Below are 14920 nucleotides of genomic sequence, written 5' to 3' on the forward strand. Positions count from 1 at the left end.
GGCGAAGGTGCCGGTGCCGCCTGTGGCCGCAGCCGTGCTGGTGAGCGGGGTAGGAGTAGCCCCCACGCACACGTCCTGGGTAGCCCCAATGCTGCCCGCCGTCAAAGCGGGAGTTACAGTGATGGCGACAGAAGACGTTGGGGTGTTAGGGGCGCAGAAGCCCGATGTCACTAACCGCCGGAAGTAAGTGACCGGAGCAGTCAGTGGGCCTGGCGCATAGCTAGGCCCGGTGGCACCTCCGATGTCGGACCAGTTGGTGTTGTTCGACGAGGTTTGCCACTGGTAGCTATAGTCGCCGGTACCGTCCCCGGCCAGGGCGGTGCTGGTGAGCGGCGCAGGTGTGGTGCCGGCACACAGGGCCTGGTCGGACCCGATGCTGCCTGGGGTGGGCGCGCCCGGCACCCGAATCAGGCGACGAACCTCGCGGCAGAAGCAGTTAGTGGTGATGCGCAGCGTCACGACGTAGTCGCCGGGTGCGGGGTAGGTGTGCTTCGGGTTTTCCTCTGTCGAAGTGCTGCCGTCGCCGAATATCCAGAAATAGGACTGCAACGGGTTGTCAGTAGGTGAAAAGGCCTGAAAGGTTTGTTCCAGGCAAGCCGTCGACCGCGCATCGAGGCTTGCCCGCAACAAGGAGCTTTGGTTGAAGTTAGGCAGACCTAGGCCGCTGCGCCCGCTCAGTTGTAGGCTGTCATCGGCGTAGCCTACGCTGGCGCCCAGCGAATCGGGGTAGGAGATGAAGCCCAGGGCGGGCTGGTTTTCGCGGGCCACGTAGATCTTGCCGTCGGGGCCGGCCTGCATGGAACCTAGGTTGGCAGGAGGGTCTTGGTTGAGTGGAATCGACTGCTTGCTGGCCGGCACGTTGGCGGCCGTCAAGTCGAACTGCAGCAGCTGGGGCGGGCTCAGCACGGTGGCGAAAAGCCGGCTACGGCCGGGCGAAAACTCGACGCCGTAGTAGCCGCCGGCTCCGCTATCGAGAATCTGAGGACTGCTGACAAAGCCAGTTTCAGCATCGAAGGCGAACAGCTCAACGCTACTAGCAGTGCCGCCTGCAGTTTCGCTGAAGCGGGCCACGGCCAGCTGCTCGCCATTGGGCGATACTTTCATCTGGCCGCGGTAGCCCTGAGCCGCAATGTTCGGTGCGTGCAAGGAGCCAACAGGCGAAATCACGGGCGGCTGCACGCCGGTTGGCGTCACACGGTAGGCCAGAAATGCGTCGCCGCGGTTATCGTTGCCGGAAGTAGCATTGCCCCAGCCGTGCACGATGATCCAGATGTCGCAGCCGTTTTTGTGAAACACGCCCGTCATCTTTTCGGCGGTGCCGCGGGCCAGGGGCGTGTTCTTGGTAACGACCGTACCGTCTCCTCCGCCGGTGGGAATCACGATTTCTGAGTAGCTCAGGCCCGGCCCGCCCTGCGCACCCTGCGTAAACAGCAGGTAGCGGGTCGGGGCGCCGGGGGTGGTCGGGTCTGGGCTGCCGGGCATCTTAATGGCCAGCGGTCCGTCGGTGGCGAGCGGATTACCGAACAGGCCCGTGCCACCGGCCATAATGGTGTGGTTGCGGTTCCAGACGGTTGCGCCGTTGCTGTAGAAAAGCAGGTTGCCAGTGGCGTCCGCCATTATTCCGGAGCCGGCCGGGGCATCTATCTGGCTGTCATTTACTACCGCGGGCAGAATGGAATCGGTGGCGGCGCTGAAATTTAGGCCTGCCTTGTAGCCGAAATACCAGGTGTTGATGAATCTCTCATCCTGGCTGCACTCCGGGGGAGGCGTTCCTTGCGCCAGGGCCGTTGTGGTGGCCGCGCCACTCAGCAGCAGGAGCAGCAGGGTGAGCAGCCGGCCAGCCGCCAGCGTCAACCTAGGTAGGCGCCAGCGGCCAGCCCCGGCCGGCTGACCAGGCTTGGCGATAAGCTGAGTGGAAGTACGGGTAGTATATACAGGATGGGGTAGCTCTGCATGCATAGTGGAACGGGTAAGTAGGCAGATAGGTAAACGAATACTCCGAGAGAAAAGTACTACCCGCTGCCTTTAAGAAAAGGCGCCTAATGGCCGGTTATTGCGAAGAAGGGTTATCAGACAGTTTCACTAAGCTACGCACTGCCCGCTAGGTTTATGCAAGAAAATATCTGAATAGTGCCGAGGGCTGCTTGCTGCCGTCTGTTTCGAGTCAATCCACCTAGGTTAGGAGCCAGCATGCTATTGCGTCCAGCGGGAGAACTAGCGCGTGCAATCCTAACGCTGCCTGGGCAAGATTCACCCTTAAAACAACAAAGCCGGCCTACTAAGGGCCGGCTTTGTACGAGTAAGTCTGGGGAAGACCTCTACTGAATGACTAAACGCTTGTTAATCAGTCCTTGGGTAGTGGTCAGGCGCACAGTGTAGACGCCGGCCGGCAAGCGGGGCAGCCGCACTTCCGCGGCGGCCTGAGGACCTAGGTTTTGCGTGAGCACCACCTGGCCCAGGGTGTTGAAGAGGCGCAGTTGCAGCTGCTGGTGGGCCAGTTCTTTGGGCAGCAGCACGCGCACGCTGCTGCGGGCCGGGTTCGGAAACAAACTCACTTGCTCGACCAGCTGCGCGGGTGCGGCGGCCAGCACCTGGTTGTTCAGGCGCACGCTGGCCGTGCTGAGGTTGGCCGTGGCAAAGTCGAGGGTGCCGTCGCCGTCCAGGTCGCCGGTGGCAATGGCGCGCGGACTATCCCCCACGACAAGATTGGGGCCGTCGGTGAAGTTGCCCGAGCCGTCGTTCAGGCGCAGGCTCACCGAGTTGGGGAAGCCCCCGGCGAGCAGGTCCAGGTCGCCGTCGCCGTCCACGTCGCCCACGGCGGCAAAGGCGGAGTAAGAACCTAGGTTCACAAAACGCGGGTTGCTGAAGTTGCCTTGCCCATCGTTCAGGAGCACGGTCACGGTGCTGCCGGTGTTAGTGGCAAATAGGTCCAGGTCGCCGTCGCCGTCCGCGTCACCTAGGTTCAGGCCGTACGGCGACGTGCTCACAACGACGTCGGGCCGGGTGGTGGAGAAGCTGCCGTCGCCAGAGCCCAGGCGCACCGTCACGATGCCGTTGTTGGTGCCGGTAGCCAGCAGGTCGAGGATGCCGTCGTTGTTCACATCACCCAGCACGATGCTGATGGTGCCGATGCTCGGGAGGAATACTTGTTGATTTCGGGTAAACGTGCCGTTTCCCCGGTTCAGGCGTACCCGCACGATGCTGCTGGTGTTCGGGTTGGAAACCAGGCTGTCGGCGAGCAGATCCAGGTCGCCGTCGGCATCCACGTCGCCCAGGGCTGCGCCCCCGATGCCCGGCTGCTGCGCCGCTCCGAACACGCCGCTGCCGTTGTTCAGGTGCACTCCGTTGCTGGTCACCAGGTCTAGGTCGCCGTCAGCGTCGAGGTCGCCCAGCAGGATTCGTCCGAGGCTCGCAACGGTTACTATCTGGCCGTTGGTGAAGGTGCCGGTACCAGTATTCAGGCGTACGCTCACGGTGCTGCTCGTGCCCGAACTGCCTTGGGTGGCCGAAAGCAGGTCTAGGTCGCCGTCGCCGTCTACGTCGCCGGTAGCCAGGCTGTAAGGGCTATTCAGCGGCACCTCCGGGTTGCTGCTGAACTGAGCGGCGCTGGGTTTGGTAGCGGTGGTAAACTGAAAAACGTGGGGCTTGGCCGCCGCACCGGCCGTGCTCTGCGCGGCCGAAGTTACCGTTGTATATACCGTTTCGCCGGCCTTGAAGTCAGTTGTGGGGTTGAAAGCCAATACGTTGCCGCTCACGGTGGCCGTGCCTGCTTTCTTCCCGCCGTGTTGTTGGCTGAAGACCTTCAGTGCACCTAGGGTAGCGGCGTTGTTGTTCAGGGTTTCACTGAAGCTCACGGCAACATTCGTGTTGCGCGGGGCCGAGCGCGCATTGCGGGCGGGCACAACGGCCGTGACTACCGGCGTGGCAGCGGCAAGCGACTGATTCAGCCGCACGCTGCCGCTGGTCACAATATCCAGGGTGCCGTTGTTGTCTACATCCTTGAGCAGCAGCTCCGTGCCGATTACGCTCACCTGCTGGCTACCCGAGAAAGTGCCGGTACCATTGTTTAATTGCACGCGGGCCGTTGTACCGTTCGCGTCGTTGGCTACCAGGTCCAGGTCGCCGTCGCCATCCACGTCGCCCAGGGCCAGGCCGCCGGCGCCATCTACTGGCACCTCCTGGCCCGCCGCGAAGCCGGTGCCGCTTGTGTTCAGGCGCACGCTCACCACACGGTTGTTGCCGGCATCTACGTTGTCCACGATAAAGTCCAGGAAGCCGTCGCCGTTCACGTCACCCACGGCCAGGTTACCGACTGAGCGGCCCACCGGAACGCTTTGGCTTCCTACCAAAACTGTTGTGTTCGGCTCGCCGGCGGTCGTGAGAATATCCACAACGCCGTCATTGTTCATGTCGCCAATGGCAATGCTGTTGGGCAAAGTGCCGATGGTGCTCTGAAGGGCTGCCGCCTGATCGGGAAACACGCCCGTGGCCTGACCGGCTCCCTGGGAGGCTAGGTTTAGTGAGACAAGCCGACCTAGGCTGGCGCTGGTGTTGGTCGGGAGAATAAGAATATCGAGGGTCGCATCGGCACCTAGGTCGGCCAGCAAGACCTTCTTGGCGGTGAAGTTTTCGGTGACTTTTATCTCCTTAGTGCCGCTGAACGTGCCCGTGCCGTTGTTCAGGCGCAAGCTGACGGAGCCGCTGGTAAACGCCCCGTTGAAGCTGTTGTTGGCCGTAAGCAAATCTAGGTCGCCGTCATTGTCCACGTCGCCGAGGGTCACATCCACGGGCCGCATGCCCACGGGCACTTCGGGGCCGTCGGTGAAGGAGCCAGCGCCGTTGTTCAGGCGCACCCGCACCGAGTTGGTGGCTGTGTTCACGGCGAGCAGGTCCAGGTCGCCATCGCCATCCACGTCGCCTACAGCATTGCCACCGACGTTGGAGCCGCCGCCAAACGTGCCGCTGCTGGGCGCGGTGGCGGTGGTAAACTGGAAAACCTGCGGCTTGGGTAGCGGCTGGTTGGGCCCGACCCGCACGTTCGAAGTGACGGTGCTGAAGACCGTTTCACCCGCCTTAAAGTCGGTGGTAGGGTTGTAGATGAGGTTTCGATCGACAACCGTCGCCTGCCCGGCTTTCGCGCCGCCCGCCTGGTAGCTGAATACGCGCAGCGCGTTGCTGGGAATGTTGAGGGCCTGATCAAAGATGGCCGTCACGTCGGTATTGCGGGGCACGGCCAAGGCGTTGCGCGTAGGAATGAAGCCCACGACAGTAGGCGCAACCGGCGGCTGGGCCCGAAGCGCCCCCGCCTGACTCAGAACCAACAAGCCGGCACCGACAAAACGGGACACGGCAGCGGCCCGGGAGCCCGCTGAGTGCGGTGAAGGAATAGAAAAGAAGGACATACGAAACAGGAAAAGGGTGGAAAGGAAGGAACGAAGCCTCGCTCAACTGCACACCTCATCCCGTCTGAGGCATTGTAAACGTAGTACTATGTTTGCTTAAACACAATCGTTTATAAGTAAAATTATAGCAATTAGATAGAAGATAATCTACTGATGAGTTGAGCTTTACGTGTTAGAAACGATTGGGAAAGGTTTCTCAAGCAGCAGGTACGCGCTTGGAAGGCAGCCAACCTAGGTCAGCTGTCATCCGGAAGGAGAACCAACAAAAAGAGCCGGCTAGCAGCCGGCTCTTTTTCTCGAAATACAGCAGGCTGTTGGCCTCTATTCAATCATCAGGCGCTTGGAAATAATGCCCTGCCCGGTGCCGAACCGCAGCGTATAGACGCCCGCTGGCAACGCCGGCAGCAGTAGCTCCGCGGTGGGCTGGGCGGCTAGCTTCTGCTCCAGCACCACCTGGCCCAGGGTATTCAGTAGCTGCACCTGGGTGCTTTGGCGAGCTAGCTCGGCGGGCAGTTGCACCTGTACGCGGGTGCGGGCCGGGTTGGGGTAGAGGCTGACCTGTTCGCTCAGGCGGGCGGGCGCCGCTGCCAGCACCTTGGCTGTGGCCGTTGCGGCGGCGCTGCTCAGGCGTACGCTGGCCGAGTTGGTGCCGCTGTTGGCCGTGAGCAGGTCCAGAGTGCCGTTGCTATCCATATCGGCGAAGGCCAAGCTAAACGGCCCCGCGCCAACATTGACTTCCTGATTGCCCTGAAAATTGCCATTACCTAGGTTGCGGCGCACGCTCACGGAGTTGCTGCCGGTGTTAGCCGTAGCCAGGTCCAGGTCGCCGTCGCCGTCGATGTCGCTCAGGGCCACGCCGTGCGGCGAATTGCCCACGGCCAGCAGTTGCGTGCTAGTGAAGCTGCCGCTGCCGTTATTGATGCACACGCTTGCCACGTTGGAGGCCCGATTGGCGGTGGCAAAGTCCAGGTCGCCGTCGCCGTCTACGTCGCCGAGTACGATGGACTCAGGGTTGAACTCCACTTGTACTTCCGTGCTGCCCGAGAAACTGCCCATGCCATTGTTCAGGCGCACACTAGCGGTGGTGGTGTTGGAATTAGCCGTCACAAAGTCCAGGTCGCCATCGTTATCCACGTCGCCCACCGCGATGCTCAAGGGGCGCGTGCCCACGCTCACTTCCGAGGCACCGCTGGTGAAGGAACCTAGGCCGTTGTTCAGGCGCACGCTCACGGTGCTGTTGGTGGTGTTGCTGCCAGCCGTGTAGTTAGCGGCGAGTAAATCCAGGTCGCCGTCACCGTCCACATCGCCGAAGGCTACCGCGTGCGGCGTGTCGCCCACGGCTACTTCGGTGCTGCCGGAGAAGATACCCGCGCCGTTGTTCAGGCGCACGCTTACCGTCCCAGGGAAGATGGTTCGGCTATTGGCCGTCACTAAGTCTAGGTCGCCATCGGCATCCACGTCGCCGAGCACTACCTGCGATGGGCCGCGCCCGACGCTCACTTCCTGGGTGCCGCTGAACGAACCGCTGCCGTTGTTGAAGCGCACGCTCACCGTGTTGCTGTTGATGTTGGCTGTAACCAGGTCTTGGTCGCCGTCGCCGTCGATGTCGCCGGCGGCAACGCCGTACGGGTTTGTGCCGACTGTCGGGTCGGAGCCGCCGCCGAACACGCCGTTGCTGGGGGCAGCCGCCGCCGTAAACTGGAAGACATGCGGCGAGGCAAGGGTGGCGCCGCCGTTGCTGCGCACGGCCTGCGTGGCGGTGGCAAACACGGTTTCGCCCGGCTTGAAGCTGACGGCCGGTGCCAAGCGAAGAGTGTTGCCGCTCACGATGTTCGAGCCAAACTTACGGCCGCTCTGTGTGCCGAAAACCCGGATGGCCTGCTCGGTTTCCGGGTCGGAACCTAGGCTTTGGCTGAAGGTGAAGGTCACGGGTGTGGTGCGCGGGGCGGCCACTGTATTGCGGGTCGGCGACACTGCCGTAACCACCAGCGGACCCGCTGCGCCTTGGTTCAGGCGTACGCTGACGGTGTTACCGAGGAAGTTGGCTGTGGCTAGGTCTAGGTCACCGTCGCCGTCTAAGTCAGTCAAAACTAGGTTATTAGGACTGTTGCCAACTGCCACCTGCTGCGTGCCGCTGAACGTGCCGCTGCCGTTATTCAGACGCACGCTGGCCGCATTCGTGAGTTCGTTGGTAGCCACCAAGTCCAGGTCGCCGTCGCCATCTACGTCGCCCAGCACGGCCTGGCGGGCGCCGCGGCCGATAGCCACGTTTTGGGTGCCGCTGAACGTGCCGCTGCCATTGTTCAGGCGCACGCTGGCGGTGCTGTTAGTGAAGTTGTCGGCGGGGTTGGTGTAGTCGTAGTAATTAGCCGTCACGATGTCGAGGTCGCCATCCTTGTCCACGTCGCCCAGCACCACGCTCATCGGGTTGAAGCCTACAGCAACTTCCTGCGTACCGCTGAAGGAACCTAGGCCATTGTTCAGGCGCACGCTGGCGGTAGCGCCGTTGGAGCTAGCCGTCACAAAGTCTAGGTCGCCGTCATTATCTACGTCGCCGAGGGCAATGTTCAGAGGCCGCGAGCCAACGGAGACGCGCTGCGTATAGTCGAAGTTGAACAAGGGGAACGTGCCCATGGTGTTATTCAGGCCCACTGTCACGGTACTAGGCTCATTGTAATCGGCAATCAGCAGATCCTGGTAGCCGTCGCCATTCACGTCGCCCACGGCAATGCCGTGAATGTTGCCACTACCCACCTGGTAGCCATTATCGAAGGTGCCGCTGCCGTTGTTGAAGCGCAGGCTCACGTCGGCGGTGCTGCTGTTAGCCGTGAGCAGATCTAGGTCGCCGTCGTTGTCCACGTCGGCCAGCACCGCTTGGGCGGGGCCGCGCCCTACGGTGAGCTGCTGGGCGCTCGTGAATGTGCCGTTGCCCGTGTTCAGGCGCACGGTGGCGGTGGTGCCGTTGCCGAGGCCAGCCGGGCCGCTGGGGTTACCTAGGTTGGTGGTAATCAGGTCTAGGTCGCCGTCGCCATCCACGTCGCCGCTGGCTACGTTCACGGGGCCGTTGCCCACGCTGGGGTCGGAGCCGCCACTGAAGGTGCCGGGGCTAGGAGCCGTGGCCGTGGTGAATTGGAACACCTGCGGCACCAGCAAATTCTGGGTGCCAGCGCTGTTCTGCACGGCCGTCGTAATGGTCGCAAACACCGTTTCGCCGGCCTTAAAGTCCGTGGTCAGGTCGAAGAGGAGCGTGTTGCCGCTCACGATGCCCGTGCCCGCTTTCTTGCCCTGAGCCTGCTGGCTGAATACTGTTATGCCATTAAGCGTAGCGGGGCTGCTGCTCGGCTGCTGGCTGAGCGTGACGGCCACGGACGTATTCCGCGGCGCGGCCACCGCATTGCGGCTGGGAGCCAAGTTCGTAATGGTGAGCAGCGGGCCTACTGTAAACTGGAAGCCACTGCTGACGCCCGTAGCCGTCGTCACTACCACTGGCCCGCTAGTCGCGCCAGCCGGTACGGTTACCGTAATCTGGGTACCTAGGCCGTTCACGACAAAGCCGGTAGCGGCCACTCCGTTGAAGGTAACGCTAGTTGTGTTTAGGAAATTAGTACCATTGATCACGACGGTGCTGCCCACCGGAGCGATGGCCGGCGAAATGCTGGTGATGGTGGGAGCCGCCAACGTTTGATTCAGCCGAATACTGACCGTTTGGTCGGTATTATTGGCGGTGAGCAGGTCCACATCCCCGTCGTTATCTACGTCGCCGGTAATCACGTCAAATGGAGTTGCCCCAACTGCTACCTCCTGGCTGTTACTGAAGGTGCCTGAGCCATTATTGCGGCGTACGCTCACCGTATTGTTAGTGGCGTTAGCGGTGAGCAGGTCCAGGTCACCATCACCATCTACATCGCTCAGAATGACCTTGCTTGGGGCATTCCCCACGGCGATGCTCGTCGTGCCGGAGAAGGTGCCGCTGCCATTGTTGAAGCGGACGCTCACCGTATTATTATTGGTGTTAGCCGTCACAAAATCCAGGTCACCATCACCGTCTACGTCGCCCGCAGCTACACGGTACGGACTACTGCCGATAGCTATTTCGCTGCCGCCGGAGAAGATGCCGGCGCCATTGTTGAGGCGAACGGATGCGTTATTGCCGAGGTTAAAAACGGCAATCAGGTCCAGGTCACCATCGTTGTCAACGTCGCCCAGCACTACATCTATGGGCTGAACGTTGACAATAACCTCCGAGCCAGTGCCGAAGACACCGCTGCCATTATTCAGAAACACACTGATGGTATTGCTGCTACTACTTGTATTGGTCACCAACAGGTCTAAGTCGCCGTCGCCATCCACGTCGCCCACGGCTATAGCATAGGCGTTGCCGAGTGTTTGAAGCTCATAGGTTCCGCTGAATACGCCACTGCCATTATTGAAGCGAATGCTCACTGTGCTGGCTCGATCATTGGCGGTGAGAAAATCCAAGTCGCCATCACTATCCACATCTGCCAGCACAATGCTTCTTGGCTCAGTCAGCGGAGGAATACCACCCGGCCCATTGCCCACCAGCACTTCGGAGCCACCGCTGTAGCTGCCAGCTCCATTGTTGAGGCGCACACTCACCGTAGCAGTCCCTGGAAAGGTAGACGGATCATTGGCCGTGAGCAGGTCCAGGTCGCCGTCGCCATCCACATCGCCCACGGCCACACTGCGCGGACTATCACCCACAGCCGGATCAGAGCCGCCAGCAAAACTGCCGGGGGCTGGCGCGGTAGCCGTCGTAAACTGAAACACCTGCGGCTTGGCCAAACCAGTTCCGTTGCTGCTCTGCGCGGCGGTAGTAAGCGTGGCAAACACCGTTTCACCGGGTTTGAAGTCGGCGTTCGGGTTAGCTGTCAGGGTATTACCGCTCACGGTTACGGAGCTAGCTTTCAAGCCGCCCGCTTGCTGGCTGAATACTTTGAGCGAACCTAGGGTGGCCGCGTTGTTAGTCAGTGCTTGGTTGAACGTAGCCGTAACAGATGCGGTACGCGGCGCCGCTACGCTATTTCGAGCGGGCGACAGAGCCGTTACAGCTAGCAAACCACCTGCATTCTGATTAAGGCGAATGCTGAGTTCAGGACCATTGTTGTTGGCGGTGGCCAAGTCTAGGTCTCCATCACCATCCACATCTCCCAAGGCTAGGCTGCCCGGATAATACGTCACGGTCACCTGCTGATCGCCACTAAAACTGCCGCTCCCATTGTTCAGACGCACAGATACTTGATTGTTCGCCACACCTGTTTCATCGTAGAGGTTCCCGACGAGCAAATCTAGGTCGCCATCCCCATCGATGTCGCCGAGCTTTACAACGCTCGCGCCCGGGCCCACAGGTACGCTTTGGGTACTGTTGAAGCTGCCGCTACCATTGTTCAGAAACACGTCTACCTGCCCATTACGGTCATCGCCGTACCGGGCCACGAGCAAGTCGAGGTCGCCATCGCCGTCCACATCACCCGTCGCTAAGTAGCGGGGGTAATTGGCCACGGCTACTTCCTGGCTGCCACTGAATGAGCCTAAGCCGTCGTTGAGGCGCACGCTCACGCTGCTGCCGTTGCTGTTCATGGTGAGCAGGTCTAGGTCGCCATCATTATCCACGTCGGCCACGGCAACTTGATTTGGGTTCAGACCAACAGCGACGTTCGATCCACCCCCAAAATTTCCCAGTCCGTCGTTCAACCGTATGCTTGCCGTGCTGATGCCGGAGCTAACGGAGAGCAGGTCTAGGTCGCCGTCCCCGTCTACATCAGCCAGTCGAACGTCCACTGGCTCACCGCTGACTGCTACTTGCTGGGTGCCACTAAAGCTGCCGCTGCTGTTGTTCAGGCGGACATTCACCACGCCACTAGCAGTAGGGCTGACGCCGTTGGCCGTTACAAAATCCAGGTCGCCATCACCGTCCACGTCACCCAAGGCAAGGGCCAAGGAGCGTGAGCCAACCGGTACCTCTTGGCTACTGCCAAAGGCGCCGGTGCCATCGTTCAGACGCACGCTCACTGAACCTGGGTTGAAATAGTTGGTGAAGTTAGCCGTGAGTAGGTCCAAGTCGCCGTCGCCGTCTACGTCGCCCAGGGTCACGTCTCGAAGAGAAGGAGTAGAATTGCTGACCGTGGGGTTAGAGCCCCCGCTAAACGTACCGGCGCTCGGGCTGGTGGCAGTTGTGAATTGGTATACTTGCGGCTTCGCTAAGCTAGCTCCGTTGCTGCTCTGCGCGGCGGTAGTAAGCGTGGCAAACACCGTTTCACCGGGTTTGAAGTCGGCGTTCGGGTTAGCTGTCAGGGTATTACCGCTCACGGTTACGGAGCTAGCTTTCAAGCCGCCCGCTTGCTGGCTGAATACTTTGAGCGAACCTAGGGTGCCGGCGCTGTTGGTCAGGGCTTGGTTGAAGGTGACGGCGACGTTGGTGTTGCGCGGAGCCGTGAGAGCGTTGCGGGTCGGGGAGAGGGCCGTGACACTCAACGCGGTGGCGGCATTCTGATTCAGGTGTACCGCCACGCCCGTACTCGTACCGCCCAGCAAATCCAGGTCGCCGTCACCATCGATATCAGCCAGCTTCAGCGGAGCCTGAGTAGTCGCGAACGGAATGCTCGTATTACCCCCGAAAGTGCCGTCGCCATTATTCAGGCGGATGTAAGCGCCCTGAACGGTACTGCTCTCGATGAGCAAATCTAGGTCGCCGTCGCCGTCGATGTCGCCCGTGGCCAGCGCCGGGATATTAGCGCCTCCACCGTCGACGACGGAGCCAGGGCTGAAGCTGCCTGCTCCGTTGTTGAGCAAAACCTCGACCGCCCCGGAGCCGGGGTTGAGCAGATCCAGGTCGCCGTCGTTGTCCACATCTTCCAATCGGGCCCGGTAAGGAACCAGCAAGCGGCTCGTGATGCCCGTCGCGCCGAGGCTGAACGTGGCGTTGCCGTTGTTGAGGGCGATGCCCGTGGCGCCGCCCGTTTGCTGGATGCCAAAGAGCACGTCAATATCCCCGTCGTTGTCGATGTCGCCGGCCGTGTAGCCCGTGATGCCGCGCACGGTGGTGTTGAAGGAAGTGCTGGTGCTGAAGGTGCCGGTGCCGTCGTTCAGGCGCACGACGATACCGTTGCCCTGGGTGAATAGCAGGTCCAGGTCGCCGTCGGCATCCATGTCGTAGAGGCTGGTGCCGGTTAAGCCCGTCACTTCAAAGTCGCTGCCCGCGCTGAAGGTGCCCTGGCCGTTGTTCAGGTAGGTAGTGCTGCTCGCCACAAAATCTAGGTCGCCGTCGCTATCTAGGTCGCCGAGCACGATAGAGTTGGTAAAGGCACTTACAGGTATTTCCTGATTGCCGCTGAAGGCGCCCGTGCCATTGTTCCGGCGCACGGATACCGTAGTAGCGCCGTCGCCACCGCCAATTTTAAGCAGATCTAGGTCGCCGTCGCCATCAATATCGCCCACGGCTAAGTCCCCGTTAGCGGCGCCGATTGGTACCTCGGTGCTGTTAACGAACGTGCCTGTGCTGGGGGTGGCGGCCGCCGTAAACTGAAAGACCTGGGGCTTTGCCAGGCCAGTCCCGCCGCTGCTCTGCACGGCATTGGTGAGAGTGGCAAACACGGTTTCACCGGCTTTGAAGTCGGAGCTAGGGTTGAAGCTGAGCATGGTGCCGCTCACCATAGCAGTGCCGGCTTTCTTGCCGCCGGCCTGCTGACTGAAGACCTTCAAAGCACCCAGAACGCTGGTATTAGTGCTCAGCGGCTGGCTGAAGGTGGCCGCCACGTTGCTCGTGCGCGGGGCGGCAGGTGCATTGCGCCCCGGCGACAACGCCGTAATGGCGAGCGGGTCGGGAGGCGTATTCTGATTCAAGCGCACACCCAACGTACCAGCACTGGTGGTACCAATCAGGTCTAGGTCGTTGTCACCGTCCATGTCGCTTAGGAGGCCCTCTCGAACGGACGCTAGTCGTAAATCCCGGAAGAGCGCAGTACCGTCATTTACCCACACGAGGGTGCCGGAGGAGGAGCCGGCCGTAAAATCTACGTCGCCGTCGCCATCGACGTCACCTAAGGAAATAGAACTGGAGCTAAAAAGAACAGACGTGAATTGGCGAATGGTGAAGGTTGCGCCGCCATTGTTCAAGCCAATGGATACTTGCAAGCTGCCGTTCGTGCTTACCAAGTCCAGGTCGCCATCGTTGTCGAGGTCGCCGAGCGCGAGGTGGCCGCCGCTAACGTTAACGGTGGCGCTGCCGCTGAAAGTGCCGGTGCCATCGTTGAGGCGAAGGTGCGTTGTCGTACCGTCACTGGCCAGCAGGTCTAGGTCACCATCATTGTCCAGGTCGCCCACCGATACCTGATTGATTCCCTGCGGCATCTCCACTTGCTGCCCCGCCGTGAAGGTGCCCGAACCGGAGTTGAGCAGTACCGTCACGAGGCCCGGACCTAGGTAGGAGCCGCCGCCGAGCTCCCGATTGCTGGTGGCCAAAATATCCAGGTCGCCATCGGCGTCTACGTCGCCTAGTGCCACGCTGCGGTAGGTCCGTTCGCCGGCCCCGCCGCCGGTGCTCGTAAAAGTACCCTGACCATTGTTGAACCCCATGCTAATGGAGCCGCCGCGACTAGTTCCCGCGCTATATGCGTTACTGGTTACAAAATCCAGGTCGCCATCCCCATCTAAATCTCCGAGTACCACGCTATTAGGCGAGGAGCCAGGCAGGAGGGAGGTTGGCCCGGCGGTAAAAGCACCTGTGCCATTGTTGACCAGGGTTTGGACTGTGCCGGTCCCGGAGATGGTGCCCGGACCGTCGACAACCAGCAGGTCTAGGTCGCCGTCGCCGTCCACATCGCCTATGTCCCGGCCACCGTTTGCAGTAGCCGTTATCTCAGAGCCTGCGCCAAAACTACCACTGCTGGGGGCCGTAGCCGCCGTAAACTGAAAGACCTGGGGCTTGGCCAGGCTAATGCCGCCGCTGTTCTGCGCCGCTGCGGTGAGGGTGGCAAACACCGTCTCGCCCGCCTTGAAGTCGGAGCTAGGGTTGAAGCTGAGCGTATTGCCGCTGACGGTAGCGGTGCCCGCCTTCTGGCCGCCGGCCTGCTGGCTGAACACCTTCACGGAACCTAGAGTAGCGGCCGAGTTGCTCAAGGGCTGGCTGAAGGTGGCCGCTACGTTGGTTACACGCGGAGCAGCAGGCGCGTTGCGGGTCGGCGAAAGACTGGTGACAGTGAGCGCCTGTGCGTTGGCTATAGCGGCTGGTGCCAGCAACAGCAGCGTCAGCGCGCCCCTTCGTAAGCCAGAGGCGCGGGACATAAGCCTTCCAGCCGCTAAGCGCGGTAGAAGAGTAGAAGTAAATAGCATAACTCAAACAGGAATTAGGGTGGAAAGGAAGCGGATAATACCTCTTTCAACTGCACACCTCGTCCCGTTTGAGGCACTGTAAAGCTAAGTTAATCTAGGGTATAGTTCAATATTAACTTTACATTATTACAATTTATATGATAAGGATCAGTTTCGGAACCACTTGATTG

General features: G+C 60.9%; 3 protein-coding genes. All 3 read right to left on the reverse strand.

The genetic code is table 11. The features are described from left to right. Window positions 1-1959: DUF8696 domain-containing protein (locus IEX74_RS11420; protein ID WP_188814134.1), on the reverse strand; the 1959-nt coding region annotated here is incomplete at its 3' end. Between the two features lie 359 nt (window positions 1960-2318). After that, the gene (locus IEX74_RS11425; protein WP_188814135.1) at window positions 2319-5402 is read right to left on the reverse strand and encodes an FG-GAP-like repeat-containing protein; all 3084 of its coding nucleotides are present in this window, start codon (window positions 5400-5402) and stop codon (window positions 2319-2321) included. A gap of 321 nt (window positions 5403-5723) precedes the next feature. Beyond that, the gene (locus tag IEX74_RS11430; RefSeq protein WP_188814136.1) at window positions 5724-14702 is read right to left on the reverse strand and encodes an FG-GAP-like repeat-containing protein; all 8979 of its coding nucleotides are present in this window, start codon (window positions 14700-14702) and stop codon (window positions 5724-5726) included. Window positions 14703-14920 lie beyond the last annotated feature (218 nt).

The organism is Hymenobacter cavernae, assembly GCF_014641455.1.
Classification (GTDB): domain Bacteria; phylum Bacteroidota; class Bacteroidia; order Cytophagales; family Hymenobacteraceae; genus Hymenobacter; species Hymenobacter cavernae.